We start from the raw sequence: 26,468 nt of genomic DNA, 5'->3' as shown, positions 1-26,468 counted from the left end.
CCGCGGGCACGGAGCAGCCCGGCATTCAGCGCGGATACACGGTCAGCGCGGTGGTCCGCTCGGCTGCGGCGAGCACCGGGTAGGCGGCGAGATCCGAGCGGGAGGCGACGCGTACCGTGGCGAAGACGGGGACCGTGCTGCTCAGCCGCGCATCCGCCGGGGCGCGCACCACCATGGCGCCTCCCGCGGGCACGACGTAGTCGCTCGGGTCGGTCTTCGCCCCCGAGACCCTCACCTCGGCCTCGCTCGACCCGGGGTTGGCGATCACCAGGCTCCCGCCGTCGACGACCGCGACGGCGTGCTCGGTCTCCTCCGGCAGTTCGGGCGCGGGCGCGTACCAGGCGTAGTCATGCTCGCCGCCGGCATCGGCCGACGCGAGCACACCGCCGACGATGGGCGCATCGGCCTCGATCACGATGGCGTGCGCCTCCTCGGGCCAGTGACGCACGATCAGCTCCGCGACCGCCGCGCCGTCGAACTCGAGGGTTCCGAGGTCCTCGGAGCCGCCGGTGCCGAGGAGCGCGCGCACGCGAGCGGTCTTCGCCTCGCCGGAGGCTGAGAGCGCGCGCACGACCACCGGGAACGCATCGAGCTCACCGGCGTCGCCGGGCCCGTGCTCGTGCTCGCTGAGATTCACGATGCCCGGCACCACGAGGGTGTTCTGCGCCTCGGCCTGGCGGGTGACCGTATCGACCGCGAACGAGCTGAGCCCGTCGACCTGGCCGACCCCGAGCGACGCCGTCACCGCCGCACCGGTGCTCACGACGCGCACGGCGAGTCGTTCCCGGCCGGGCGCGTAGCCGTTCAGCGAGACGACGCGCTCGCCGCGGGCGGGCACCAGCACGCCACTGGTCTGCGCCGCATCGAGCTCCCCCTCTTCGTCATAGACGGTGAGCTCCACGGTGGCCGGGACATCGTAGGGGTTGCCGAGGTTCAGCGTGGTCGACACCCCCACGCTCGTGGCCCCGCCCACGAGCCACTGCTCGTTGAGGGGCTCGGCGCAGGCCAGGGCGGTGAGCCCGCGGAGATTGTCGCTCGACACGTCCTGCCGCTGCGCCGCGGCGAAGGTCTCGTCCGCCGCGGCGCGGAACACCTGCGGCGCGCTGCCGCCCGGTTCCTCGCGCTCGAGCTCGAACTGCTCGTCTGCCGACCCGGCCTGCACCACGGCGGCGGTCCCGACCGGGAGCGCCGTGCCGGAGCGCTCCGGGTCCGCGCCGAGCTCCGCGAAAGATCCCGCGCAGACGCGTATCTGCTCGGCGTTCTGGCGGGTGTCGACCTGGATCGCGACGGGGTCGCGTTCGACGGCCGGAAGCTCGACCGCGCCCAGGAACAGCGCCATCGCGGCAGCGGCCGCGATGATCAGCACACCCGTCGCCGCGCGCAGCCCACCGACGAGCACCCGGTTCGCTCCCCCGCTCATCGCGGACCCCCCTCACGCGGCGCACCGCTTCCGTCCGACACGTCTCCCGAGGCGTCGTCCGCTGCGTCGAGCGGCTCCGCCTCGTCTCGGGTCCCCTGCTCGTCCCTGGCCGCGGACTCGTCGGCGGGCGCGGCGGGCTCCGCGGCCGCCACCACCGGCACCTCCGCGGTGTCCGGCACCGGATCGCCGTGCCCGTCCGGGTCGAGCGGATCATCGCCCTCCCGGACCTGCGCAGGTTCACCGGACTCGGCACGATCATCGAACCCGGCAGCATCATGGGGGTCGGAAGAATCCGCAGGATCATCGAGCGCCGCAGAATCCGCGGAATCGTCGAGCGCCGCGGGCCCGGCGACCCCGGCAGCACCGTCGACCCCGGCAGCGGTGCCGGCAAGGACCGTGCCGGCGCCACCAGCGGGCCCGTCGGCACCAGCGGGCCCGGCGCCACCAGCGGGCTCGTCGGCATCAGCGGATTCGCCGGTGGACTCCGCATGACTCACCGCAGCGGACTCCGCACGACCCAGCGCACCGCCCTCCGCGTCCGGCGCCGCGCCCGGATCCGCGCCCGCGACGCCCGACTCGGTCTCCTCGAGCACGGGCGTCCTGCTGCCGCGGCGCCGGCGCTCGGGCCGCTCGACCACCTCCCCGGTGGGCAGGGCGAGCAGGAGCATCCCGAACAGCACCGCGAGCTGCACCCACCAGACGGTGTAGCCGCTGAAGGTGGTGCCCTCGACGGGAGCGGAGGCGTTCCCTTCGGCAGCCGGATCCACGGGCTCGGAGGCGACCCCGTCTGCCTCCGAGCCGGCGGGCTCGGAGGCGTCCCCCTCGTCGGCGGCTTCGTCGGGGGCGCCCTCCGCGTCCACGCGCCAGAGCAGCCCGTGCTCGGTCTGGCCGGCGCCCGAGAGCGCCGCGTTCTGGTCGAACACGGCCTGGAGCTCCGCGCGCTCCGCGTCGGATCCGCCTCCGCCCAGCAGCACGAAGCCGATGCCGTGCCCGGCGAGCTCGTCCGCCGCGACGGAGGATGCGCCGGTGCTCGCGAGAGCCGCGACCAGTTCGGCGACCCACGCGTCCTGCGCGGTGGCCTCGGCGGTGCGGTCGGCGGTGCGCACCTGGTCGAGGCGCCATCCGCTTCCGGTGACCAGGCGGGCGCGGACCGCGCTGTCGCTCTCGGCCGTGAGGACGAGGGTGCGGAGCGCCGGGTCGGAGGCGCCGGCCGCCTGCACGATGGCGGGCATCTGGGCGTCGCCCGGCACGAGGCCGGTCTGTCCGGAGAGCAGGCGCGCGCCGAGCGGCGCCACCGCGACGAGCGCCAGGGTGAGCGCGACGGCGACGAGCGGCGTCGCGGCGCGCGCCAGCACGGTGCAGCCGACGGCGGCGAGCCCGAGCACCCCGATCCAGTAGAGGGCGAGCCCGGAGCCGGTCCACAGGGCCACCGTCTCCGGTCCTTCGCTGAGCAGCCTCAGTTGCGCGGATCCGAGGGCCGTGGCGAGCCCCAGCCCGCCGAGGAGCGCGTTCAGCACGGTGACGAGCACCCGGCCGGTGAGGAGGCCGAGCGCCGCGAGCAGCACGATCGGCAGCAGCAGCACGCCCACGAGCAGCGTCGCGGGGGCGCCGCCGAGGCCGAGGCCGTCGAAGATGCCCGCCCAGCCCTCGAGCCCGAACTCGGGGAAGCCGAGGAGCAGCTGCCACACGCTGCCGGGCCGGAACACGGGAGTGATGCCCGGGTCGAGCAGCAGGTCGAGGGGCGAGCCGCCGATGGCCTGGACGATCTTCGGCGCGAAGAGGATCAGCGGCGCGATGGCGGTGGTGAGGACGCGCGCGATGCCGTGCAGGGAGCTGACGAGGCCCGCGAGCAGCAGGACGAGTGCGGCCGGGATGAGCACGGGCGCGCTGGCGAGGGCGACCGCGGCGAGGAGCGAGGCGGTGCCGGCCCAGCTCCACGATTCGCGGCAGCGGGAGGCCGCGAGCAGCAGCCACGGCAGCGTCACCGCGAGCACGAGCGTGGTCACGCGCCCCGCGCCGAGCGAGCCGAGGAGCACGGGGCTGACGGCCCAGCCCAGGCCGACGAGGGCGCGCCCGGCCTTGCTCTCGGTGAGCTGCGCCCCCCAGATCCAGCCGCCGAGCGCGGAGAGCGGGATCGCGGCGATGAAGAGCAGCACGATCGCGTGCGAGGGGTTCCAGAAGGTGAGCGTGCCAAGCACGGCCAGCACCCAGGTGAAGGGGTCGGCGGGCACGCCGCCCTGGGCGCGGGTGTGCTGCCAGAGTTCGCCGAGGGGGCTCAGGGGGGCGAGTCCGCCGCCGCTGAGGCTGGTCTGCGCGAAGGCCCACCAGCAGAGGATCGCTGCGAGCACCGCTGCGGCGACGAGCACGGCGAGCCCGCCTGAGGAGATGAAGTGGAGTTCGTGGAACCGCCGCCCCTGGGCGGCGAGGATCGCCTCGCGGTCGATCATGCGGGCGGTGCGCACCGATTTCGGGTCGACGCGCAGCGGCCGCACGGCGGACCAGCCGGCCCGGTTGACGGCTTTTATCCTGCGGCGCGAGGCGATGATCCTGGCCGGGGTGAAGAACACGCCCAGCGCGGCGGCGAACTCGCCCACCATGCGGCCGGGATGCTCGCGGATCAGCGCCCAGAGCACGCGGGCGACGCCGAGCAGCGGCAGTCCGAGCCACATGGGGAGCGCGAGGATGGCGGGCGCGTAGGCGATGCGTCGGCGCAGGTCGGCGGCGCGCCCCTGGCGGTGGGCGGTGCGCATGACCGCGCGGGAGCGGTCGATGCGCGGCCCGGCGATGCCGCTCTGGGCGAAGCGGATCCGGGATCCGGGGGCCACGACCACGCGGTATCCGGCGAGACGGGCGCGCACGGAGAGATCCAGTCCGTCGTCGAAGACGGGCAGCGCGGGGTCGAACCCGCCGAGCTCGTCCCAGACGTCGCGACGCACGAGCATGCCGACCGGGCCGACGCCGAGGACGTCCTGCAGGTGGTCGTACTGCTGCTGGTCGAGCTCCTGGCGGCGGAGCAGCCACCGCTCGCCGCTGCGGGTCAGGCTCTGGCCGAGCTCGATGATGTGCTCGGGCCGGTCCCAGTCGACGAGCTTGGGGCCCGCGACCGCGACCGAGGGCGCGCGCTGCACGGTGGCGAGGATCCGCTGCAGGGCCTCGGGCTCGGGGGCGGCGTCCTCGCTGAGCAGCCAGAGCCATTCGTGCTCGGGGGCGACGTCGCCGCGGCCGCTTTCGCCGCCGTCGGCCTCGACGCGGTCGCCGTCGTGCTCGGCCTCGAGGCCCGGGATCGCCGCGACGCCGAGGCGGACCGCTGCGCCGAAGGGGAGGGCGCCGTTGGTGGTGACGACGCGCTGCGCCCCGCCCCGCACCAGCTGCTGGGCGGTCGGGTCGCTCCCTCCGGTGACGACGGCGATGATGCGGTCGGCCGGTCGGGTCTGCCGGCTCAGCGCCTCGATCGTCTGTTCCAGCCAGTCGCCGCCCTCGCGGGCGACGACGACGGCGGTGACTATGGTGCTGCGCATAACGTGGCCAGCCTAGATCGCGCGCCCGTCGCAGCGGGGAGCCTCGCCGGGCGGGAACTGGGAAACCTCCCTGAGCGCGGATCGCCGACGCCCGGCGCGGCCCGGGTCCGGCCGCGGAGGCGTGCCCGGGTGCGGAGTCCGGTCAGATCGCTTCGCGGCGCAGCTTGCGGCGCTCGCGCTCGGAGAGCCCGCCCCAGATGCCGAAGCGCTCGTCGTTGGCGAGGGCGTATTCGAGGCACTCGCTGCGCACCTCGCAGCCCTCGCAGACGCGCTTGGCCTCGCGCGTGCTGCCGCCCTTCTCGGGGAAGAACGCCTCGGGGTCGGTCTGCGCGCAGAGCGCGTCGGCCTGCCAGGCGAGCGCTTCGCTCTCGTCGGGACGGACCCCGGGCACGCCGAGGAAGACGGGGTCGACATACCAGTTGCCGGGAACCTGCGGTTCAGGGAGTTGCTGCGTCATGGGAGATGCACTCCTCCTGGTCTCTCGGCGATCTGAGCTGCGGTGACGACGCTCCTGCGTCTGCACACAATTACACCGTTGTGATTCGCACAAGTCAAGCTGAAGATTCTAAAGCCTCAAGAGCGGCTTGAGGTTTCACGACACGCCGGGGGCGTTCAGGCTCCCTCGTACGGGGCTCCGACCGTGGCGAGGAAGGCCTCGCCGCGACCGCTCAGCTCGATCACCTCGCCCGCGGAGACGTAGAGCGACTGCCCGCGCCCGACGCTGGCCACCTCGTCGAGCTCGGCCGCGGGACGCTCCACGCGGACGCGGCCGGCGGTGACGATCAGCACCAGCGGATGCGCGGCGTCGACCTCGACGAGGGCGGCGGCGTCCGCCGGGCCCGCGGCGTCCGATGCGGGCTCCGGGAAGCCGCCCTCGGCCTCCCCCGGCTCGCAGAGGCGCGCGCGTAACAAGCGGAAATCCGCGACCCCGGGCTCCCAGGCGAGCAGGCCGGGGGCCGCCCGGCGGGCGGGCATCCGCGGCTCGGCGAGCTCGTCGGGGTCGAGGATCCGCAGCAGTTCGGCGACGTCCACGTGCTTCTCGGTGAGGCCGGCGCGCAGCACGTTGTCGGACGCGGCCATCACCTCGACCGCGACGCCTGCGAGGTAGGCGTGCAGCTGCCGCGCCTCGAGATAGATCGCCTCCCCCGGCCGGAGGTGCACGAGGTGCAGCAGCAGCGACACGAGCGCGCCGGGATCGTCGGGGTGCGTCGCGCGGAGCTCGCGCAGGCAGGCGAGACGGCGCTCCGGAACGCCGTCGGCCGCGGCGGCCGCAGCGTGCTCGCCGGCGGCGCTGCCGAGGGCGCGGACCGCGGCGAGCGCCTCGGCTCCCCCGCCGAGCGCCCAGGCGAGGAAGCTCCGGCGCGCCTCGGGTTCGTCCTCGGGGCGGGCGGCGGAGCAGCGGTCCGCGGCACGGCGCAGCGCGTCACGATCCGGCCCCGCCACCGCGCCGCCGAGCGCGAGCAGCTCGGCCCGCGCCTCGGCGAGGGGGCGGAAGCCGCTCAGCGCCGACACCTCGCTCAGCGCGACCAGCAGTTCGGGCTTGTGGTTGGGGTCGCCGTAGTTGCGCTCGCGCGCGCCGCGCGGGATCCCGGCCGCCTCCTCCGCCGCGAAGCCGGCCCGCGCCTGCGCGAGATCCGGGTGCACCTGCAGCGAGAGCGGCGCCCCGATGGCCAGCACTTTGAGCAGGAAGGGCAGCTGCCCGCCGTCCACCCCGTATCTCTCGGGATCGCTCTCGATCAGTTCGATCAGCGTGAGGCCCGCCGCCGCGGCCTTGGCGACGGTCGCCGGCCCGCCGGGGTGGGCGCCGAGCCAGAGCTCGGCCTGCGGCTCCCCGGTCGGTCGCGTGCCGAGCAGCTCGGGCAGCGCCTCGCGGGATCCCCAGGCGTAGGCCCGCGGCGTGTTCTCGATGAAGATGAGCAAAAGCGTGTCTCCTGATGGTCACCCGCTACCATACCGACTATGGCCGAGAGCAGAACCCGACTGGCCGTCAGCGCGTGGGCGACGATCGTGTTCGCCCTCGTCCTCGGCGCGGACGAGGTGCGCGCGATCCTGCCGCCACCGCTCTTCGTCTCGCTGGCGGTCGTCGTGGTCGCGGCGAGCGTGCTCGTGTTCGTGCGGGTGCGCCCGGATCGCTTCCGCTGGTACCGTCTGCCGTCGCCGCTCTACTGGTTCCTCGCCTGGAGCGCCCTGTCGCTGCTGTGGTCCGCCACCCTGCTGCCGAGCCTGATCGGCCTGGTGACGGTGCTCGCGACCACGGCGGTGGCCGTCGCGCTCTCCTACGTGCTGACCTGGCACGAGCTGCTGCGGACGCTCGCGGCGGCATTGCGGATCCTGATCGGCCTGCGGCTGGCGTTCGAACTGTGGTCGGCGCTGTTCGCGGGCGGCGCGGCGGCGGATCCGGGCGATCCGGCGCCGTCCGGGTTCCTCGCGCTGCTGGCGCTGATCGTCTGGGGGATCCAGCTCCGCGCGGGACTGGTGCGCCCGTTCACCGGCTGGTTCTGGGTGTGCGTCTCGGTCGTGGCGATCGTGCTGGCGGGCACGCCGATGGTCTGGGCGGGCCTGGTGGCGGTGCTCGCGGGGCTCGGCTTCGCGATGTGGGGCCGCCGCATCCCGCAGCACCGCCGGGTGCCGCTCTACGCGACCGCCGCGGTGCTCTTCGCCGCGGTGTCGGTCGTGGCGATCGTCGCCCGCGACGCCCTCTCCGCGATGCTGAACGGCGCCGGGCGCCTCGCGGGGCCCGCCGAGGCGTGGGACGGGGTCTGGGGGCTCGTGCTCGAGCGCCCCGCGGTCGGCTGGGGCTGGGTGGGGGCCTGGCCGGAGCAGGTCGCGCCGTTCGATCGTCTGCAGGCGGCCTCGGGCCCGGCGGTCGCGAGCGCGCACGACGCCTGGCTCGACGTGTGGCTGCAGACCGGCCTCGTCGGGCTGCTGCTGTTCGCCCCGCTCGTGGTGCTGACGCTCTTCCGGGTGTGGTTCCGCGCGGTGGATCCGCCCCGTCGCGGGCCCGGCCCGGCGCTGCCCTACGCGACGAGCGCGCTCTGGCCGTGGCTGGCGATGGTGGCGCTGATGGTGCAGTCGGTCGCCGACAGCAGCATCCTGGTCGACGGCGGATGGCTGCTGCTCGTGACGCTGGCCGTGAAGACGCGCTTCGACTTCGCGCTCCCGGCGCAGGGCACCGAGCCGAGGATGCTGCCCTGGCGCCGGGTGCCGATCCCGCGCGGCTGAGGGCGGGCCGGGCGCGGGGCGAGCGCGCGGGCCAGGGCCTCAGAGGATCTCGGCGAGGCGGCCCCGGAACATGCTGAGCGCCGAGCCGATCGCCATGTGCATGTCGAGGTACTGGTAGGTGCCGAGCCGCCCTCCGAAGAGGACGCCGCGCTCGGCGTCGGCGAGCGCGCGGTAGGCGAGCAGCCGCTCGCGATCCGCGGGGGTGTTCACCGGGTAGTAGGGCTCGTCGTCCCGCTCGGCGAAGCGCGAGAACTCGCGCATGATGACCGTGCGATCCTCGGGGTAGTCGCGCTCGGGATGGAAGTGCCGGAACTCGTGGATGCGGGTGTAGGGCACGTCGGCTCCCGCGTAGTTCATCACGCTCGTACCCTGGAAGTCGCCCACGGGCAGCACCTCCTGCTCGAAGTCGAGCGTGCGCCAGCCCAGCTCCCCTTCGGCGTAGTCGAAGTAGCGGTCGATCGGCCCGGTGTAGACCACCGGCACCTGCCCGACCGTCGCTGCGCGGTTGAGCGGCTGGGCGGTGTCGAAGAAGTCGGTGTCGAGCCGCACCTCGATGTTCGGGTGATCCGCCATCCGTTCGAGCCAGGCCGTGTAGCCGTCGACGGGGAGCCCCTCGTGGGTGTCGTTGAAGTAGCGGTTGTCGTAGGTGTAGCGCACGGGGAGGCGGCTGATGACCTCGGCGGGCAGCTCGGTGGTGGGGGTCTGCCACTGCTTCGCCGTGTAGTCGCGGATGAACGCCTCGTAGAGCGGGCGCCCGATGAGCGAGATGCCCCTCTCCTCGAGGTTGCGGGCGCTCCTGGTGTCGAATTCCGCGGCCTGCTCGGCGATGAGGGCGCGCGCCGCGTCCGGTCCGTGGGCGGCGCGGAAGAACTGGTTGATCGTGCCGAGGTTGATCGGCAGGGGGTACACCTCGCCCCGGTAGTTCGAGTAGACCTTGTGCACGTAGCCGGTGAAGGCGGTGAAGCGGTTGACGTACTCCCACACCGACTCGACCGACGTGTGGAAGAGGTGCGCGCCGTAGCGGTGCACCTCGATGCCGGTCTGCGGCTCGGCCTCGCTGTAGGCGTTGCCGCCGATGTGCGAACGGCGGTCGATCACGGTGACCCGCTTGCCGAGCTCCGCGGCCGCCCGCTCGGCGATGGTCAAACCGAAAAACCCGCTGCCCACGACGAGAAGATCCATACCGGCAATCCTAGGGCCGACGCCGATGCGGATGCGAGGGACGCGGCGCGCGGATCGCCGCTGAGGGGGGTCTGTCAGCTTCGTCGGCGCGGATCACCCATAAAATGTGCCCATGCCAGATGTACGCGAGGCTCCCCGCCGAGCCGACGCGAACCGCGCCTCGGCGGGGTTCCGCACCGATATCCAGGGGCTCCGCGCGATCGCGGTGCTCCTGGTCGTGATCTACCACGCCGGTGTGAGCCAGCTCTCGGGCGGGTTCATCGGCGTCGACGTCTTCTTCGTGATCTCGGGGTTCCTCATCACGAGCCACCTGGTGCAGCGGCTGGAGGGCGGCGGCCTCCGCCTCTCCGACTTCTACGCCCGCCGGGTGCGGCGCCTGCTGCCCGCGGCCTGGACGGTGGCGGTGCTGACGGTGGTGTTCGGCGTCGCCTTCCTGCCGCGGATCGTGCTGCCCGATCTGCTGACCGAGGCGGCCGCGACGATCGCCTACATCCCCAACATGCTCTTCGCCTGGCGCAGCACCGACTACCTCGCCAACGAGTCGCCCTCGGCCTTCCAGCACTACTGGTCGCTCGGCATCGAGGAGCAGTTCTACCTGTTCTGGCCGCTGATCCTGCTGCTCGTCTGGAGGATGTGCCGAGGATCCCGCCCGGTGCTCTTCGCGACCACCGCCGTGATCACCGCGGCGTCGTTCGTGCTGGGGCTGTGGCTGACGGAGTGGCGCGAGCCGTGGGCCTTCTTCCTGCTGCCGAGCCGGGCGTGGGAGCTGGGCGTCGGCGCGCTGCTCGCCCTCGCGCTCGTGCTGTGGCCGCGTCTCCGGGAGGATGCGCGGTGGAAGCCCTGGCTGGCCTGGCTCGGGATCGCCGCGGTCGGCGTCACCGCGTTCGTCTACACCTCGGCCACCCCGTTCCCGGGCTGGCAGGCGGCGGTCCCGGTGATCGGCACGGCGCTCGTCATCCTCGCCGGAACCGGGGTCGGCGCCGGCACCGGCGCGCAGTCGGGCACGGTGCTCGGCCGGGTGCTGGCGACGGCGCCGTTCCAGTTCTTCGGGAAGATCTCGTATTCGCTGTATCTCGTGCACTGGCCGCTGCTCATCCTGCCGCAGGCCGTGCGGGGCTGGGGGGATCCGCTTCCGCTGCCGGTCACGCTGGCCCTGGGCGCGCTGAGCATCCCGATCGCCTGGCTGTGCTGGCGCTTCGTGGAGGAGCCCGGCCGCTCCCCCAAGCGCTGGTGGGCGGCCTCCAGCCGCCGTTCCCTCCCGGTGGCCCTCGCCGGTGCGGTGGCGTTCGCGCTCGCCGCGATCCCGGCGGCGAACGCCCTGAACAACATCCCGCTCGATTCGGGCAAGCAGGGCGAGCAGACGACGCTCGCCCTGCACCCGACGGGAACGGCGTTCGTGCCGAACAACCTCACCCCGTCGCTGAGCCGCGCCGAGGACGACAACCCGATCATCTACGACGACGGCTGCCACCTCGACCAGGACACGACCGAGCTGCGCGACGACTGCCTCTTCACCTCGGCGGGCAACGGCCCGGTCGCGCAGGTGTCGGCCAGCGGCGGCGGATCAGCCACGGGTCTCTCCCCGGAGTCCGCCGCGCGGCCTCCGCTGGTGGTGCTGTTCGGCAACTCGCACGCCGCGTCCTGGTTCCCGGCGCTGAACGAGCTGGCGGAGCGGGACGAGATCGCCCTGCTCTCCCTCACCAAGAGCTCCTGCCCCTCGGCGGACGTCTCGGTCACCACCCCTCCGGGCAGCATCTGCTCGGAGTGGCGCGACAACGTGCTCGACGCGATCTCCGAGCTGAAGCCGGCCGTGGTGTTCCTGGGCAACAACACCAACATGGGCAAGACCCCGCCGGAGGAGTGGTCGGAGGGCTTCCGCAGCACGATCGAGCGCATCGAGCCGCCCAGCCGGGTCGTGGTGATCGAGGACGTCCCGAACTTCGATGACCTGCCGGAGTTCGAGGAGGGCCCGGACGTCTGCCTCTCGCGCAATCTCGACGACACCTCCGGCTGCGCGCCGGCGGCCGAGGATCTGATCCGCGCGGACGTGAACGATGCGGTGCGCGACACCGCGGAGCGGACGGGCGCACGGTATCTGCCCGTGACGGATTGGCTGTGCGGCGAGACCTGCCCGCCGATCCTGGGCAACACGCTGGTGTACCGCGACAGCCACCATCTCACCGAGACCTTCAGCCGCGAGTTCGCGCCGATCTTCGCGGACGTCATCCGCGAGGAGACCGCGTCGGACTGAGACCGCGCGCTCCCTGGCACCGCGGCGGCCGCGAGACCGCCGGGCCCTTGAAACCGCGGGGCTCCTAGAACAGCTGGGGCGCGGCCTCGCGCATGGCCGCCTCGAGGGCGGGGGCGAGCGTCGCCGCGTAGGTGGCGGTCATGTGCCCCGCGTCGCGGTAGACCAGGACGTTGCCGACCACGGGCTCGCACAGCGTCGGCCCGCACAGCCCGTCGCTCAGGTCGACGAAGCTGAGGTTGTCTGGCAGTTCGAGCCCCTGGCCCTCGAAGATGTGCGGATCGAAGATCTCGGCGCGGGGGTACGAGCAGGCGGCGATGTCGTTGTCGTGCTCGGCGAGGCAGTCGGGCACGACGAAGGGGAACTTCGGGGTGGCGCGGATCCCGATGACGGGGATGCCGAGTTCGCCGAGCTCGCGGATCGGGTCGAGCTCGGCCTGCATGATCCGCTCGGGCGACTCGCGGTTCAGCTGGATGCCCGTGCCGAGGGTGATGACGGCGTCGGGCTCGTAGGAGGCGATCACGGGGATCACGTTGCGGTTCCATTCGGCGCAGTCGGCGCGGGTGCTGTCGCTGCGGAGCCGGCAGCCGTTCTTCTCGATGACGACGAGGCGCCATCCCTGCTGCTCGGCGATCTCGCGGAGCGCGGGGTGCCACTGGGCCGCATAGGATCCCCCGGTCAGCACGATGGTCCTGCGGTCGCCGTAGTGGTCGTTGTCGCAGACGAGCACCTGCTCGGAGCCCGGTTCTTCGCGGTTGGTCTGCACGCAGCCCTGCCGGTAGATGGCGGCGCGGTCGAGATAGGCGGCTTCGAGCCGGGGGAGGAACTCGACGTCGGGGTCGTTGGTGGAGCCGGTGACGGAGCCGCCGGCGCCGGCGAACTCGGTGGGATCCGGGTCGGTCAGCGCGAGGGCGCCGACGTGCGCGGCGCTCAGCTCCGGGCCCGTGCCGTCCGAGCCCTGGCCGGCGGCGCGGACGGCGGCGCCCCACCAGACCGCGGTGCCCGCCACGAGCAGCAGCGGCACGAGGGGCACGGCGATCGCGCGGAGCGCGCCGCGTCCGGCGAGCCGGGAGAGGAGCGCGGCGGAGGTGACGCGCTCGGTGAGCACGGCGAGCACGACGGACGCGCCCAGCACCACGAGCGCGCCGCGCCATCCGACCGCGTCGTGGCCGCGGTGCTGGATGTAGAAGATCAGGACCGGCCAGTGCCAGAGGTAGAGCTGGTAGGCGATGCGCGCGAGGAATCGGACGGGGGCGGTGCTGAGCACTGCGGAGGAGAATCCGGCGGCGACCTCCCGGGAGGCTCCGAAGAGGACGAGGGCGGTGGCGAGGACGGGCCAGAGCGTCGGGATGCCGGGGAACACGGAGGCGCCGTCGAAGAGGAAGCCGCTGGCGACGATCATGGCGAGCCCGACCCAGGTGAGGGTTTCGCGCACCCACGGGCGGGCGGCGAGGCGGCCCGGCACGAACGCCATGAGCGCTCCGGCGCCGAGCTCCCAGAAGCGCGAGAAGGAGTCGAAGTAGGCGACTTCCTGGTCGACGGAGACGAGGGAGACGGCCCAGGCGAACGAGGCGGCGGTGGCGAGCGCGGTGACCGCGAGGAAGGCGCCGCGGAGGCCCGGCCGGGAGCGGCGCAGGATCGCGAAGAGGGCGAAGGCGAGGAGGGGCCAGACTATGAAGAACTGGCCCTGCACGGAGAGCGACCAGAAGTGCTGCAGGGGACTGGAGGCGGGGCCTGCGGCCTCGTAGCCGAGCTGGGAGAAGATGAGCTCCCAGTTCTCGTAGTAGAGGGCGGAGGCGAGCACTTCGGCGAGGGTCTGGGCGTGACGGGTGACCGGGGTCCACAGCCAGGTCGCGACGAGGACGCCCGCCAGCACGATCATGGCGCTCGGGAGGAGCCGCGTGGCGACGCGGAGATAGTGGGCGCCGAGCCAGCCCCGCCGCTCGCGGGGGGACGCTGCGGGGGCGGCGCCGTCGAGATACCCGAGCAGCTTACGGGTGAGGAAGAAGGCCGAGAGCACGAGGAAGACGTCGACGCCGCCCGAGACACGCCCGTTGCCGAACACGTGGAACAGCACGACGAGGGTGAGCGCGATGCCGCGCACCCCGTCGATCTCGTGCATGTAGGCGCTGCGCGACCGCGGCGGGCGGGTTCTCTTCCTCGCGCCGTCGCTCACCGCCGTCCTCGACATCCCCGCTCCTCGATCCGTGGCCGCCGACGCGACGACTACGAGGATACGTCATCCGGCGCCCAGCGTTGCTCCGAGCGTTTCAGCGCGGTGCAGGCGGATACCCCGACGACTTTACGAAACCTGAGGTGAACCGCCGGTAGCGGTGCGGTGAACCCGACTGAATCAGGGATGAATTCTCATCATCTGAGCGGGCGAATCGTGAGAAGTCGATCGTTGACGGTTCAACTCAAACCGCGGTTCGAGTAATTTGACTCTCGGACACACTCACCGTCGACGACAACACACGGTACCGGCCAGTCACCGCTGCAGCAGTGGGGGCACCCCCGCTCCGCGTCTCTCGAAGAAGCCGGATGAGAAGAATCAGGATCGGCGGGCTCCCTCTCCGTCGTCATCTCAGCGTTAGGACTGCCCCTTGCCTCAGCGTGTCTTCCACCGCATCAGCGCCGCACTCGCCTCGTCCGGCAGCTCCCGCCTCGACCGTCTGGTGAGAGTGGTCATCGGCCCGCGCCTGGTCGATCCGCCGATCCGGGTGTTCGCTCTGATCTATGCGTTCTCCGGGATCTCTCCGCTTCGCGCAGAGACCGACGAGGTCTGGTATCTCCTGTTCATCTACCCGCTCGCGGTCGGAGTGATCCTCCTCACCCCTTTCGCGGCTGGGATCTCTGGGTTGCTCGCCACCGGGCTGTTCATCGTGTTCATCGCGGTGTACCCCGATTACATCAACCCGTTCTTGGCGCCGATCATGTTTGCGGCCGCCGTGCTGCTCGCGAAGTTGCGCTGGCGATTGTCGCTCGTGTTGACGGGTGCGGCGTTCCTCGTGGTCGCACTCGAGCATCGGCTGGAGATCCTTGTCGCAACACCCTTCTCGTTGCTGTTGTACACCTGGAGTACCGGGTCGGCGCTCGCGCTCACGGGCGCGTATCTGGAGTGGCGCGTCAACCGGGAGACCGCCCGGAAGATCGAGGCGGCGCGCGAGCATGAGCGCGAGGTGCAGCGCATCCGTTTCGGGCTGATGAACGACACCCACGACACGGTCGAGCACAGCCTCGCTCTGCAGTCGGGCATCATCCGCGCTGCGGCCCACGAGCCCGACGACCAGGAGCGCACTCGGATGCTCGGCGAACTCGCGCTGGTGAACCGCGACGCGCAGCAGCAGCTCCGTCAACTGCTGCTGCGCCTCGCCGAGCACGATGAGGAACAGCCGCGTTCGGAGGTCCGCTTCGAAACCGAGGTGGCCCGCATCGCAAACAGCCTCGCGGCGGCGGCGGAGACCGGCGGCACCCGGGTGCGCGTGCGGGTCGGGGATCTGCCCGACGCCGTTCCGCCGGAGATGATGGAGGATGTGCGCTTCGTGCTGCGCGAACTGATCACCAACATGGTCAAGCACGCCGGCGACGGCCCCTGCGAGCTGAACGTCACCCGCAGCGCCGAGAATGGGCAGGCGACGCTCAGCTTCGAAACCACGAACTCCGGAACCGCCGACGTCGGGCTCACCCCGAGAAGCCTCGGCTATCGGGCCGAGACCCGCGGCGGCACCTGCCGCATGGTCGCCGAGAACGGCGTGGTGCACGTCCGGCTGTCCTTCCCGATCCCGGACTGAGAAACCACACGAACGTGGGATATGCAAGGTGAGGTGCGCGCTATGTGATTGAGGTATGAGCACTCTCGTCAGCATCCTCGCCGCCCTCGCCCTCATTCTCCCGCTCAACGCCCCGGTCGCCGCCCCGGCTCCGGTGGCAAGTGGGAGCTCCTCGATCACCACCGTGCCAGACCCCGAAGTCGTGCCCCTGGTCACCGTGGCGCAGTGCGCGCTGTGGAGAGAGACCAACCCCGCTCTGTACCGGAAGTACTGCCTGTGACCGTGCCCGCTGTTTCGCCTCCCGTGCCCGCCGTCTCGCGCCAGGCCGACCGGGGCCGAAGCGATCCCATCCGTCTGCTGATGGTCGACGACGATCGCTGGACGATCCGCGGCCTCACCGCGGTGCTCTCGGGCACACCCGGGCTCGAACTGCTGGAGCCCGTGAGCAGCGGCGAGGAGGCGATACGCGCATACCGGGCATTCCGCCCGGACGTGGTGCTCATGGACATCAACATGTCACCGGGCATCTCGGGCATCGAGGCCACCGCCGCGATCCTCCGAGACGATCCCGACGCGCGGGTGATCGCGCTCACGACGATCGCTCCGGGGCCTGGGCTGGTGCGGGTTCTCGAGGCGGGGGCGCTGGCCGCCGTCGACAAGGACGCCTCCTCATATGCGCTGATCGAGATGATCCGCATCGCGGCGGCCGGCGACGATCCGGCGCTCCTCGGCGGGCTCGCCGCCGACGTGTTCATCTCGGGCAACCAGGACGCTTCGGTTCAGACCGCTGTCCCTCGGCTCACGGCGGTTGAACTCGAAACCCTGCAGTTGATCTGCAAGGGCCGCAGCTACGACGAGATCGCCGAGAGCCGCAGCGTCAGTCCTGCCACGGTCAAAGACCACGCTCGGCACCTTCGCGAGAAGCTCGACGCCGCCAACCTCGCGCAACTCGTCGTCAAGGCCGTCGAATACCGTTTCATCAGCTCCTGAGGAAGACGACGACACCATTCGGCCCTGAAGATGACGGTGACGCTGGTGAGCGACGACTGGGAGCACAGGTTCGCGGCGTGCCTCGCCTGGATGAGGACTCATGACAGTCACCCCTCTCCGCGCGAGGCGCAAAGCCCCGAAGAGCAGCGGCTGGGGGTATGGCTCGAACACCAGGTGGCGCTTGCCGAGGTGGGAGAGCTGCCCACGGGCCGATTCCTGAGGCTCCGGGAGGCCGGGCTCTGGCAGGCCGGCCGGCGTCGCTGGCGGACGCCGCCGAGGCGCCGGTGGCGTCCGCCGATCATCAACGACCGGGCCGCGAAGTGGGCGCGCATTCCGGAGTCCGCCGCGCAAGACATCAGGGCGGCAGCGGATGTGTGGGATGTGCGCTCGGCGGCGCATCATCTCCATGCCGCCGGATGGCGGCTCTCCGAGATCGGTGCGATGCTGCAGACCAGCAGCTCGGGAGCAGGAACCTACTGCGCCGAGTACCGCCCCGACAAGGACCGGTGTCCGGAACGGGATTACGGGCTGGCGCCGAGGCTTCGCCTCGCTGAACAGCGGCACCAGGCGGCGCGGCAGCGCAAACGACGGATCAACGGGTGCCGCTCGCGCGATCCGATCCTGCAGCTCCCGGTCGAGAAGCTGACCCGACTCGTGGCGCTGCACGATGCTCTCGCAGAGGTGGGGCATCACACGTCTGCCGCAACCCGGTCAGACGTGTGGACGGCGGAGTTCCGGGGGCTGCTGGTGGAACTCGCCGAGCGCGGTGGAGTCACTCTGACCGGGCTCGCGCGGGTCACCGGCCTGGATCGCGACGTCTTGAGAACCGCGGCGCGGCCCTGAGCGCCGCCGTGCGCACCGCGAAAAACCACACGAACGTGGGGTATACGCCTCGCTGTTCCGGGGCTAGCTTGAGAGCGATCTAGCACGGTCCGGCCGGGGAGGGGGTCCAACTGTCGTGGACTCCGAGGCGTGGGAAGAGCTGTTCTCGGCCTGTGTGGCCTGGCTGGCGGCGCACGGCCGCCGGCCGGATGATGTGCAGCCGCGGAACGCGACCGAGCGTCGACTGGGAACGTGGCTGGCGCATCAGTCCATGCTCGCGGGTCAGGGCCGGCTTCAGACCGGGCGATTGCTGCGGCTGAAAGAGGCCGGACTCGGCGGCACGCTCCGCGCGAAGCGGCGGCGGGAGTCCCGATCGCCGGCTCACGGGAACGATCGCACCGCGGGCCCGGGTCAGGGCCGTCCGGCGGGCGCGGTCGCCGCCGAGAGGCAGCGGCCGGTATCGCGGTATCGGAGGCGCAGGGTCGGCGGGTTCCGTATGCAGGACACGGTGCTGCGCGTGCCGGTAGCGCTGCTGAATCGAGTGGTGGAGCTGTGGTATCTCGTGTCGCCGGAGGGAGGCGCGCTCCCGGGCGCGGCGCCCGAGGCGATCGCGGAACTCCGCGGCCTGTTGGCCGAGATCGACGAACGGTATCGGGTGCCGCTCGGCATGCTCGCCAGAGCGACGGGCGTCAACAGGTCCGCCTATCGCACGTGGCTGCGCCGGCATCCGGCCGGGCAGCAGCTCCCGGCGCCGCCGTCATCGGCCGCTGCCGAAGCCGCAGAGGAGGCGGGGGCGCCGCTCCGCGGCGGAGTGTGCCGCGCCGGGCACCCGCAGCGTGCGGAGAATCTGGTCTCGGACGGCCGCGGCGGTTCGCGGTGCGGGGTCTGCGCGAGGGAGCGGGCGCAGCAGCAGCGCGTCCGCGAGTCGCAGGGCAACCCTCCGACTCGCCGGAACGCGCCGTGGACGATGGCCGAGGATCGCCTGGTGCTGGTGGCCGAGACCACGGATCTCGAGCTCGCACGGCTCCTCCACCGCACTGTCGGGTCGATTCGCGCCCGGCGCGCGAAGCTCCGCCGCAGCGTCGGCGATCGGATCTGAGCGGATACGCGCGCGGGAGTACCGCCTCCCGCGGATCGACGCGTGCTCTAGTGCGCCCGCAGCCCAAGCTGAAAGAAACCTGTGAGTCTGCGGGTTGCGCGGGGCTCGGAAGGGCCGAGAAACGCCTCAGGCGCACAAACACAACACTCTACATCACGAAGGCAAGCTTTCGGCCAACGCGCGGTTACGGGAGGGTGCCCGGCGATGGGGCCGCGGCATCAGGCGGATCGGCAGATGACCAAGTGTGAAGCGGCGAAACTCGGGTTTGGTGCGTAACTGATCCGGGTGGTTCCCGGCCTCGAAACCGGTGCCCCGATGGCGCGAATCGGCCGCTTGACCGGGTGCCGGCGGTCTGGGAGGCTGATGCCCAGGTCGACGGAGCGCAGCACTCGAACGCAGTTGGAGTCGGGATGCGGCCTCTTCGACCTCGCTATCCGCTCACGAGAATCCATCAGCGATCGCCAGCGAGATGGAGCACCGGCCCGCAGTTGGGGGCGGTGCGGCCCGCCAACTGCGGGTCGGCTTCAGTCAGCTAGTCGAGACCCGAGCACTACCAATACCAGCGGGCCTCACCTTCAACGAAAGGCACTAACCATCATGTCTTTCAAGCAAGCCTTCGGGCTCAAGTCAAGCAGGAAGGCGGTCGTGCTCGTCGCGACGCCCCTGCTCGCCGTTTCCGCGCTGACTCTCGGCGCCCTCACCGCTCCCGCTGCGAACGCGGTCACCGCGTTCGGCGAGAACGTGGTGCTCAACGAGATCGAGTCCAACGCCAAGGACTCGAACGGCAACGATCTGCCCGACTGGGTCGAGCTCTACAACACCGGCGACGAGGACATCGTCTTCGAGGATGTCGCCCTGGCCGACGACAACGACACCCACGTGATCCGCTTCAGCGGCACGATCGAGGCCGGTGGCTTCTTCGTGATCGAGACCGACGACCCCAACCTCCCGGGGAACTTCGGTCTGGGTAACAACGATGCCGTTCGTCTCTACGACGAGGGCGAAGGCCCCGGCGATGCAGTGGTCGACGAGTACTCGTGGACCCAGCACGCGGCGACCACCTACGGTCTCTACACTGACGGCGAGCCCAACAGCTGGGTCACCCTCGATGCGGCGAGCCCCGGTGCGCCCAACCAGTGGACGAACCCGGGCACCAACCCGGAGCCCGACGCCTGGGCCGGTGTGGTGATCAACGAGGTGCGCACGCAGGGCACCGACTTCATCGAGCTCTACAACACCACGACGACGTCGAAAGACATCTCGGGTGCGATCCTGTCGGACGACAACAACGGCCACCAGGTCACCGTTCCCGCAGGCACCGTGCTCGACCCGGGCAGCGCGCTGACCGGCAGCTACGCCGTGGTCTACCCCGACGCCGGCTCGAACGGCTTCGGCCTCGGCGCCAACGATGAGGCCCGCCTCTTCGCCCCCGGCACCGTGGACGTGTCGACCGCGGAGCCGATCGACCGGATCAAGTGGACCTCGCACGCCGGCACGAACCTTACCTGGGGCCTCAACCGGGGCACCGCCTACACCACCAAGGGCAGCTGGGGCGTGACCACGGGGGCGACCATCAAACTGCCGAACACCTTTGGTAGCCTGCCGACGCCCGTCACGAGCGCTCAGGTGGTCATCAACGAGGTGGAGTCGCAGCCGCAGACCGGTGCGGCCCAGCCCGGTGACTGGATCGAACTGAAGAACAAGCAGAGCACCGCCCTGCACGTCGGGGGCCTCGTGCTGACGGACGACGATCCCACGCACACCTACACGATCCCGCTGGGCACCAACATCCCCGCGAGCGGCTACCTCGTGGTGCGCGTCGACGATCCGGCGTCGACGAGCGGCAGCTTCGGCCTCGGCAACGTGGATGCGGCGCGCTTGTACAACTCGGGCACCGACTTCTCGGATCCGAACAACCTCCCGGCATCGATCGACGAGACCTCGTGGACCTCTCACGCGGACCACACCTGGGGTCGGATCCCCAATGAGACCGGTCCCTTCGGTCAGACTGGGGCACCCACCCCGGGCGCGGTGAACGTCGCTCCCTGAGCTGCGTTACCCGCGCGCACCCATAACTGAATAACAACTGAATAGCTGCGCCCCCGGCCACCTACTCGATGCTGCCGGGGGCGTAGCGCTGCCCGCCTCCCTCTTCCCCGGAGCGGAACCTTCTGTTCACCATTCGTTCATGGTTGACGAGGCGTGGAGTTCACCTCCGATGCCTAGATTATTGCGTGGCATCGAGTGGCCTTTGTTTGTCGTGCGGAAAAATCTCCGCCATCTAGTTGGCAGATCGCTGTCTGCCATGGGAGTCAATACCACCATGCCTGTGATTTCTGCGTCTGAACGGCGCACACGAACTCCACGCCTGCTCGCGATGCTCGCCGCTGCGGCCGTCGCCCTGAGCGGCCTGACCCTCAGCGCTCCTGTTGCCCATGCCGCCGAAGTGGTCGATGTGCCGGATGCGAATCTGAAGACCGCGCTGAATGCCGCGATCGCTGCGGCGACGGAAACCGAGCGCGAGCCGGACGCGACGATCACCGACGAGGACGCGGTGAAGGCGACGACCGTCACGTGGGATGGTGCGGAGCAGGACGCCCCCATCCGGTCGCTGGAAGGCATTGGAGCGTTCACTGAGCTGAGGCACCTGGTGGTGGCGAACAACCGGATCGCCGACATCACTCCGATCGCGTCGTTGACGCAGCTCTACACGATCGATCTGCGCAACAATCGTCTGACCGACCTCTCGCCGGTCCGCGGCAGCCGCTGGGGGAACCAAGTGTGGCTCGGCGGGAACCAGATCGCGGACCTCTCTCCCCTTTACCGAACTTCCTCGACAATATTTAAGGAGCATGTCACTCCGCAGCATCTGTACGTCGGGGCGTACACCGAGCCGAGCATCACTCTCGACCCGCGGTTGGTGACCTTCGGCATCCAGGACCCTGATGCGAGTTATCCGGCCGCTTCGCGGCCTCGACCGATCCCGTCGACCGCTGCCACCTATGACCGGGCGACCGGGGTGCTGGCCCTGACCGACCCTGAGAACACGACCAGCCTGGGCTTCAACGTCGGCACCTCGCAGGTCGACCCGTTGTGGACGGTGCACTTCACCGAGAACCCCTACCGGTTCGAGACGCTGCGGGTCAACGAGGTCGAGTCCGACGGCGACACCCGCGGCGACTGGGTCGAACTCTACAACACGGGCGAGAGCGAACTCGACCTCGCCGGCCTCATCCTGACGAACCAGGCGGGGGATCAGTTCGTGATCCCCGAGGGTGAGGACAGCACGATCGCCGCCGGGGGATACCGGGCGTTCGTGGTGAGCGGCGGCTTCGACCTCGGTGCCGACGACTCGATCGGGCTGTATGCCCCCGGCACGACCGAGTTCGGGCCGGCGACCAAGATCGACGGCTACGCCTGGACCGAGCACGCGATCACCACCTACGGGCGCACCGCGCCGGGCGGCGGCGCGTGGGACACGACCGGGCTGGGCACCTTCGGCACGGAGAACGTGTTCGGGCAGTCCGAGCAGGTGCCGACCGTCGCCGTGGCCGGCGAGACCACGGTGACCGGGAGCGAGGCGACCGGTAACGGCAGCGTCACCCTCACCGCGACCGTGACGAAGCCCGGCGGGGGCGTCGCCACCGATGCGGCGGGCCGGGTGACGTTCGCGCAGAACGGCTCGAACCGCTCCGGCCCGGTGACCGTCACCGACGGGGTCGCGACGTGGACCGCGACCGGGCTTCCGGGCTCCACTGCGGGCACCGAGTACCGGTTCACCGCGACGTACGCCTCGGCCGGGTCGAGCGACCCCTACACCGACTCCGAGGTCTCGGCTCCGCACACGGTGACGGTGACGATCGGGGAGTTCTCTGGTACCCCGACGCTTTCGACCACGACGCCGCGCTACTTCGACACCCTCACGGTGGACCCTTCGGCCATCACCCCGGCCGACGCCACGATCTCGTATCAGTGGTCGTACGCAATCCAAACCACTGGCTCTCCGACCTGGCACAACGTGGAAGGGTCTACCAGGGCGAACTATCCGGTGTTCCGGGTGGTCAACGATGAGAACGGTTATCGACCGTATGTGAATGGTACGGTCTTCTACCGGGCCACGGTGACGGCGTCGAAGCCGGGACACAAGACCCAGACCTGGCAGCTGCGGACCACCGAGCTGGTGCCGACGGCGGAGGACTGGGCACCCGGCGCGAAGAAGACGCCCGTGCTGAGCACCACCACGCCGGGTCTGGGCGAGTCGATCGTCGCGAGCCACGAGGAGTGGACCACGCTCTTCCCGGCCGAGTTGAATTACCGCGTCGGCTACGAGTACCAGTGGTTGCGAGACGGAGCGCCAATCGCGGGTGCCACCGAGCGGGTGGAGCCCAGCATCGGCGGCGCCGGGCCGAAACAGGTCGCGTATCGCACGACCGTCGACGATCTCGGGAAGAAAATCTCTCTGCGGGTCACCGGTCTCAGTCATGTGGTCAACAGCAGCTTCGACAGCGACGCCGTGTCCGAGGAGACGGAGACAGTCCGGGGGACCTTCACCGCCGCCCCGGAGCCGGTGATCAGCAACACCACCCCGGCGTTCGGTGACACGCTCGTCGTCTCGACGCCGGAGTGGACGCCGGCCGCGTCGTTCGCCTATCAGTGGTTGCGCGACGGGCAGCCGATCCCGGGAGCCACGAGCGCGTCGTACAAGACCGTCGCGGCCGATGTGGAGGCGGCGCTGAGCGTGCGGGTCACCGGCACGGCCTCGGGCGTCGAGACCAAAGAGGTCGTCTCGCAGGCGACCGCCGCGGTAGCCGGTGCCGAGTTCACCCAGGCCCCGGCCCCCGTGATCGACAACACCGCACCGAAGGTCGGCGACCGCCTCTCGGCGTCGGTGGGCGACTGGTCGCCGGCGGTCGAGCCCGAGTGGCAGTGGCTGCGCGACGGCCAGCCCATCTCGGGCGCGGACGAGCCCTGGTACACCGTCGTCGCCGCCGACGTCGGCAAGGCGTTGAGCGTGCGGGTGACCGGTGCGCTGCCCGGCTACGTGTCGAAGGAGGCCGTGTCGGAGGCGACCACGAAGGTGCCGCTGGTGCAGGTGAAGGTCTCCAAGAAGGTGTCGTCGAAGGTCGCGGTGAAGGTGAAGGCGCTCAAGGGCAAGAAGTTCACCGTGACCGTGACGGCGAACCGCGGTTTCGCGAAGGCCGAGCTGCCGAAGAAGGTGTCGGTGAAGGTGACGGGCGTGAAGGGCACCTACAGCGTGAAGCTGAAGTCCGGCAAGGGCACCTTCAAGCTCGGCGCGAAGGGTAAGAAGCTGAAGAAGGGCAAGCGGGTGACCGTAAGCACGACCGTGCCGAGGGCGTCGTACAAGACGGTGAAGACCACGTCGAAGCAGATCACGACCACGACGTTCACGGCGGCGAAGGCCACCAAGAAGGTCCGCGTCAAGATCAAGTAGCGCCAATGGCGGTTCCCGGTCCCTGAGCGTGTCGAAGGGACCGGGAACCATTCCCACGGGGGGCGTTCCCCTCGACAGGTTCAGGGAACGCCCCCGGCCCCTCACAGACGAAAACGCAACACGAATCGAAAGCAGTAGTGAGTTCGCATGAACAGTAAGACTTTCCGGCCGCGGTCGCGGCAGCTCGGGGCGGCGGTCGGCGCCGCCCTCGCCCTGGCGCTGCTCGCCGGCGGCGTGACTGTGCCGGCCGCGCAGGCCGCGGAGGCGGTGGCGCCGACGATCTCGCAGGTGCCGCGCACGATCACCTCGACCAACTGGGTCGGGGGTGTCAGACAAGCGACGATCATCGGGCAGAATGTGCACTCGGGCGCGGCCGGTGATCCGACAAACCCCGGCTTCCTCGTGCAGGTGGCTCAGACCGGTGCCGATGGGCAGCCGGTGGATCCGGCGTCGCTCACGGTGACCACCGCGATCGAGGCGAAGGGTACGCGGGTGCCGCCGTTCGGCGCGACCCCCGCCGCCGACGCGGTCACCGTGTCGGCGGTCGAGGGCAGCCCCGGCGTGCGCCGCATCGACTTCACCCCGGTCGACTACGGCAACGCGAACGTGGTGGTGACCGTCACCGGCGAGGGCGGCAAGACCGCCTCGTACACGATCGACTACTACGCCTCGAAGTCGGCGACGCCCACCAGCCGGCAGTTGCTCTACAGCTCCGACGGGTCGACCGCGATCGATGTGGGCGACGGCTACTTCCTCCTCGCCGACGACGAATCCCCCTGGATCCGCCTCTATAAGGGCGACCAATCGGGGCTGCCGACCGCGCGGTTCCATATCGGCTACAACCCCAACACGGGCATTCTGGGCAGTGAAGACGACTTCGAGGCCTCGGCCTGGGACAACGATGACTCGGTGTTCTGGCTGGGTTCGCAGGGCAACTCGCGCAAGGGCGAGGTGCAGCGCGGCCGCCATACCGTCTATGAGACGAAGCTCACCGGCAGTGGCAAGGACGCGAAGATCTCGACCATCGGCTCCTACGGGGGCCTGCGCGACGATCTGATCGCGTGGGACAACGCGAACGGCCAGAAGTACCGCTTCCAGCAGTTCTCTGCCGAGGGCCAGTACCCCTCGGGCGCCGACGCCTTCAACGTGGAGGGTGCCGAGTTCGCTCCCGACGGCACCACCCTGTACCTCGGGTTCCGTGCCCCGCTCGTGGGCGGCGTGCGCGGCGGCGACGCCCTGATCGTGCCGGTGACCAACATCCACGAGCTCACCGACCCGGACCGGCCCGCCTCGACGCGGGCGGTGTTCGGGGAGCCGATCGAGCTCAAGCTGAACGGCGGTTCGATCCGCGAGATCCGCCGCAACGCCTCTGGCGAATACCTGATCCTCTCCAAGGACGGCGCCGTCATCGACGAGGATTTGCAGCACACCGAGATCACCGAGCCCGCGCACCTCTGGTACTGGGACGGCCACCCCGACACGCAGCCGCAGCAGCTGAGCGACGAACACGACCATGCCCTGCCCGCCCACGTCGAAGCCGGCGCGAACGGCTCGTGGGAGGCGATCGCGGAGGTGCCCGACCGGCTGGAGCCCGGCAGTCAGGTGCGGCTGATCCTCGACCAGGGCCACGACTATGGCGTCTACCGGCCTGTGGGAGTCTGGACGGAGGCGCAGTACCAAGGCGGACGAACGAAGGACGTCGTGCCCGACGCGCAGCGCAAGTCCCGCAGCGACGTCTACACGCTGCGCGGGGCGCTCGGCTACCAGCTCTCGGTGACCGGGCTGGAGGAGCCGTTCGCCGAGCAGACGCCGGGCACCGTCTCAGAGCCGCGCACCGCGACGATCACGAATGTCGGCCGTAAGACGGTCCCGATCGACGCGCTGAGCGTGCAGGGCGACTACGCGGACGAGTTCCAGCTCGATCCGGGCAGCAGCGCGGGCACCGTGCTCGAACCGGGCGACACCACCACCGCGACCGTGCGCTTCGCCCCGCAGCGCGGGGGCACCGTCTCCTATGCCCGACTGCACGTGGAGAGCAGCGCCCCGCTGTTCACCACAGACTTCAGCCTCACCGGCATCGCCGCGCAAGGGACATTCACCGCCGCGCCCGCGCCGGTGATCGGCGCGTCGAACCCGCGGGTCGGCGACACGCTCACCGCCGACACGGGGGAGTGGGCGCCGGCCGCGCAGTTCGGCTACCAGTGGCTGCGCGGCAGTTCCCCGATCCGGGGCGCCACCGCCGCAAGCTACAAGACCGTCGCCGCCGACGAGGGCTTCACCCTCGCGGTGCGGGTGACCGGCACCAGGGCCGGCTACGAGACGAAGACCTTCACCTCGCAGCCGACCCCGAGGATCGGCGCGAAAGCGCCTGCCCGTCCGGTACAGGAGACCAAGAGCGTCACCTCGAAGCCTTCCGTGAAGGTCGCGACCGTCACCGGCAAGAAGCTGAAGGTCACCGTCGCCGCGAACCGGGGCGTGACCAAGAGCCGCCTCTCCCAGCGGGCGACGGTGAAAGTGGCCGGCGTGAAGGGCTCCTACCGGGTCAAGCTCAAGAACGGTCAGGCCACGGTCAAGCTCGGAAAGAAGGCGAAGAGGCTGAAGAAGGGCACGCGGGTGCGGGTGACCGTGACCGTGCCGAAACTGTCCTACCAGGTCAAGAAAACCACCGCCGCGAAAGTGACGACAACGAAGTACACGGTGCCGAAGGCGTCGAAGAAGCTGCGGGTTCGACTGCGGTAGTCGGGA

Annotated in this window: 16 protein-coding genes; 10 read left to right on the top strand and 6 right to left on the bottom strand. The window is 70.6% G+C overall.

Annotation, left to right across the window (positions count from 1 at the left end):
• Nucleotides 1–25: 25 nt before the first annotated feature.
• The 4 genes from J4H92_RS01475 to manA form a co-directional block, all read right to left on the bottom strand.
• On the bottom strand, nucleotides 26–1,420 hold the full coding sequence (locus J4H92_RS01475; RefSeq protein WP_208095257.1) for a DUF5719 family protein: 1,395 nt from the start codon (nucleotides 1,418–1,420) through the stop codon (nucleotides 26–28).
• Nucleotides 1,417–4,938: a glycosyltransferase family 2 protein gene (locus tag J4H92_RS01470; RefSeq protein ID WP_208095256.1), complete on the bottom strand. Its 3,522-nt coding sequence runs from the start codon at nucleotides 4,936–4,938 to the stop codon at nucleotides 1,417–1,419. The genes J4H92_RS01475 and J4H92_RS01470 overlap by 4 nt, the downstream gene beginning before the upstream one ends.
• A gap of 142 nt (nucleotides 4,939–5,080) precedes the next feature.
• Nucleotides 5,081–5,395, bottom strand: a complete 315-nt coding sequence (locus tag J4H92_RS01465) for a WhiB family transcriptional regulator (protein WP_208095255.1) — start codon at nucleotides 5,393–5,395, stop codon at nucleotides 5,081–5,083.
• Between the two features lie 155 nt (nucleotides 5,396–5,550).
• Complete coding sequence (manA, locus tag J4H92_RS01460) at nucleotides 5,551–6,858, bottom strand: mannose-6-phosphate isomerase, class I (protein ID WP_208095254.1); 1,308 nt, start codon at nucleotides 6,856–6,858, stop codon at nucleotides 5,551–5,553.
• 39 nt (nucleotides 6,859–6,897) lie between these two features.
• On the opposite strand from manA, the gene J4H92_RS01455 reads away from it, so the two are divergent.
• Nucleotides 6,898–8,160 (top strand): O-antigen ligase family protein, encoded by a 1,263-nt coding sequence (locus J4H92_RS01455; RefSeq protein ID WP_208095253.1) that lies wholly within the window; start codon nucleotides 6,898–6,900, stop codon nucleotides 8,158–8,160.
• A 39-nt stretch (nucleotides 8,161–8,199) separates the two neighbouring features.
• Here the strand turns inward: J4H92_RS01455 and glf are convergent, their stop codons facing one another.
• The gene (glf, locus tag J4H92_RS01450; protein WP_208095252.1) at nucleotides 8,200–9,342 is read right to left on the bottom strand and encodes a UDP-galactopyranose mutase; all 1,143 of its coding nucleotides are present in this window, start codon (nucleotides 9,340–9,342) and stop codon (nucleotides 8,200–8,202) included.
• A gap of 112 nt (nucleotides 9,343–9,454) precedes the next feature.
• On the opposite strand from glf, the gene J4H92_RS01445 reads away from it, so the two are divergent.
• Nucleotides 9,455–11,593 carry an acyltransferase family protein gene (locus J4H92_RS01445; RefSeq protein ID WP_208095251.1) on the top strand — a complete coding sequence of 713 codons (2,139 nt, stop codon included), beginning with the start codon at nucleotides 9,455–9,457 and terminating at the stop codon, nucleotides 11,591–11,593.
• 64 nt (nucleotides 11,594–11,657) lie between these two features.
• Here J4H92_RS01445 and J4H92_RS01440 read toward each other — a convergent pair whose 3' ends face one another.
• On the bottom strand, nucleotides 11,658–13,781 hold the full coding sequence (locus tag J4H92_RS01440; RefSeq protein WP_208095250.1) for an acyltransferase family protein: 2,124 nt from the start codon (nucleotides 13,779–13,781) through the stop codon (nucleotides 11,658–11,660).
• A 412-nt stretch (nucleotides 13,782–14,193) separates the two neighbouring features.
• On the opposite strand from J4H92_RS01440, the gene J4H92_RS01435 reads away from it, so the two are divergent.
• From J4H92_RS01435 to J4H92_RS01400, 8 genes are all read left to right on the top strand, one after another.
• A complete protein-coding gene (locus J4H92_RS01435) occupies nucleotides 14,194–15,381 on the top strand; it encodes a sensor histidine kinase (RefSeq protein WP_208095249.1) in 1,188 nt (395 codons plus the stop codon).
• Nucleotides 15,382–15,436: 55 nt separating this feature from the next.
• Nucleotides 15,437–15,640 (top strand): hypothetical protein, encoded by a 204-nt coding sequence (locus J4H92_RS01430; RefSeq protein ID WP_208095248.1) that lies wholly within the window; start codon nucleotides 15,437–15,439, stop codon nucleotides 15,638–15,640.
• Nucleotides 15,637–16,350, top strand: a complete 714-nt coding sequence (locus J4H92_RS01425) for a response regulator (RefSeq protein WP_341782963.1) — start codon at nucleotides 15,637–15,639, stop codon at nucleotides 16,348–16,350. The genes J4H92_RS01430 and J4H92_RS01425 overlap by 4 nt, the downstream gene beginning before the upstream one ends.
• A 30-nt stretch (nucleotides 16,351–16,380) precedes the next feature.
• Complete coding sequence (locus J4H92_RS01420) at nucleotides 16,381–17,193, top strand: helicase associated domain-containing protein (RefSeq protein WP_208095247.1); 813 nt, start codon at nucleotides 16,381–16,383, stop codon at nucleotides 17,191–17,193.
• 115 nt (nucleotides 17,194–17,308) lie between these two features.
• Nucleotides 17,309–18,271 (top strand): helicase associated domain-containing protein, encoded by a 963-nt coding sequence (locus J4H92_RS01415; RefSeq protein ID WP_208095246.1) that lies wholly within the window; start codon nucleotides 17,309–17,311, stop codon nucleotides 18,269–18,271.
• Between the two features lie 597 nt (nucleotides 18,272–18,868).
• The gene (locus tag J4H92_RS01410; RefSeq protein ID WP_208095245.1) at nucleotides 18,869–20,320 is read left to right on the top strand and encodes a lamin tail domain-containing protein; all 1,452 of its coding nucleotides are present in this window, start codon (nucleotides 18,869–18,871) and stop codon (nucleotides 20,318–20,320) included.
• Between the two features lie 328 nt (nucleotides 20,321–20,648).
• Nucleotides 20,649–23,723, top strand: coding sequence for a lamin tail domain-containing protein (locus tag J4H92_RS01405; protein WP_208095244.1), 3,075 nt, complete (start codon nucleotides 20,649–20,651; stop codon nucleotides 23,721–23,723).
• A gap of 147 nt (nucleotides 23,724–23,870) precedes the next feature.
• A complete protein-coding gene (locus tag J4H92_RS01400; protein ID WP_208095243.1) occupies nucleotides 23,871–26,462 on the top strand; it encodes a hypothetical protein in 2,592 nt (863 codons plus the stop codon).
• The last annotated feature ends 6 nt before the right edge of the window (nucleotides 26,463–26,468 follow it).

It is taken from the genome of Leucobacter weissii, from assembly GCF_017565745.1.
Classification (GTDB): domain Bacteria; phylum Actinomycetota; class Actinomycetes; order Actinomycetales; family Microbacteriaceae; genus Leucobacter; species Leucobacter weissii.
This window is presented reverse-complemented; position numbering and strand designations above follow the sequence as displayed.

Excerpts from the sequence above, each read along its gene's own strand:
- J4H92_RS01475 (WP_208095257.1), bottom strand. The coding sequence starts at position 1,420 with ATGAGCGGGGGAGCGAACCGGGTGCTCGTCGGTGGGCTGCGCGCGGCG.
- J4H92_RS01470 (WP_208095256.1), bottom strand. The coding sequence starts at position 4,938 with ATGCGCAGCACCATAGTCACCGCCGTCGTCGTCGCCCGCGAGGGCGGC.
- J4H92_RS01465 (WP_208095255.1), bottom strand. The coding sequence starts at position 5,395 with ATGACGCAGCAACTCCCTGAACCGCAGGTTCCCGGCAACTGGTATGTC.
- J4H92_RS01455 (WP_208095253.1), top strand. The coding sequence starts at position 6,898 with ATGGCCGAGAGCAGAACCCGACTGGCCGTCAGCGCGTGGGCGACGATC.
- glf (WP_208095252.1), bottom strand. The coding sequence starts at position 9,342 with ATGGATCTTCTCGTCGTGGGCAGCGGGTTTTTCGGTTTGACCATCGCC.
- J4H92_RS01445 (WP_208095251.1), top strand. The coding sequence starts at position 9,455 with ATGCCAGATGTACGCGAGGCTCCCCGCCGAGCCGACGCGAACCGCGCC.
- J4H92_RS01440 (WP_208095250.1), bottom strand. The coding sequence starts at position 13,781 with ATGTCGAGGACGGCGGTGAGCGACGGCGCGAGGAAGAGAACCCGCCCG.
- J4H92_RS01430 (WP_208095248.1), top strand. The coding sequence starts at position 15,437 with ATGAGCACTCTCGTCAGCATCCTCGCCGCCCTCGCCCTCATTCTCCCG.
- J4H92_RS01420 (WP_208095247.1), top strand. The coding sequence starts at position 16,381 with ATGACGGTGACGCTGGTGAGCGACGACTGGGAGCACAGGTTCGCGGCG.
- J4H92_RS01410 (WP_208095245.1), top strand. The coding sequence starts at position 18,869 with ATGTCTTTCAAGCAAGCCTTCGGGCTCAAGTCAAGCAGGAAGGCGGTC.
- J4H92_RS01405 (WP_208095244.1), top strand. The coding sequence starts at position 20,649 with ATGCTCGCCGCTGCGGCCGTCGCCCTGAGCGGCCTGACCCTCAGCGCT.
- J4H92_RS01400 (WP_208095243.1), top strand. The coding sequence starts at position 23,871 with ATGAACAGTAAGACTTTCCGGCCGCGGTCGCGGCAGCTCGGGGCGGCG.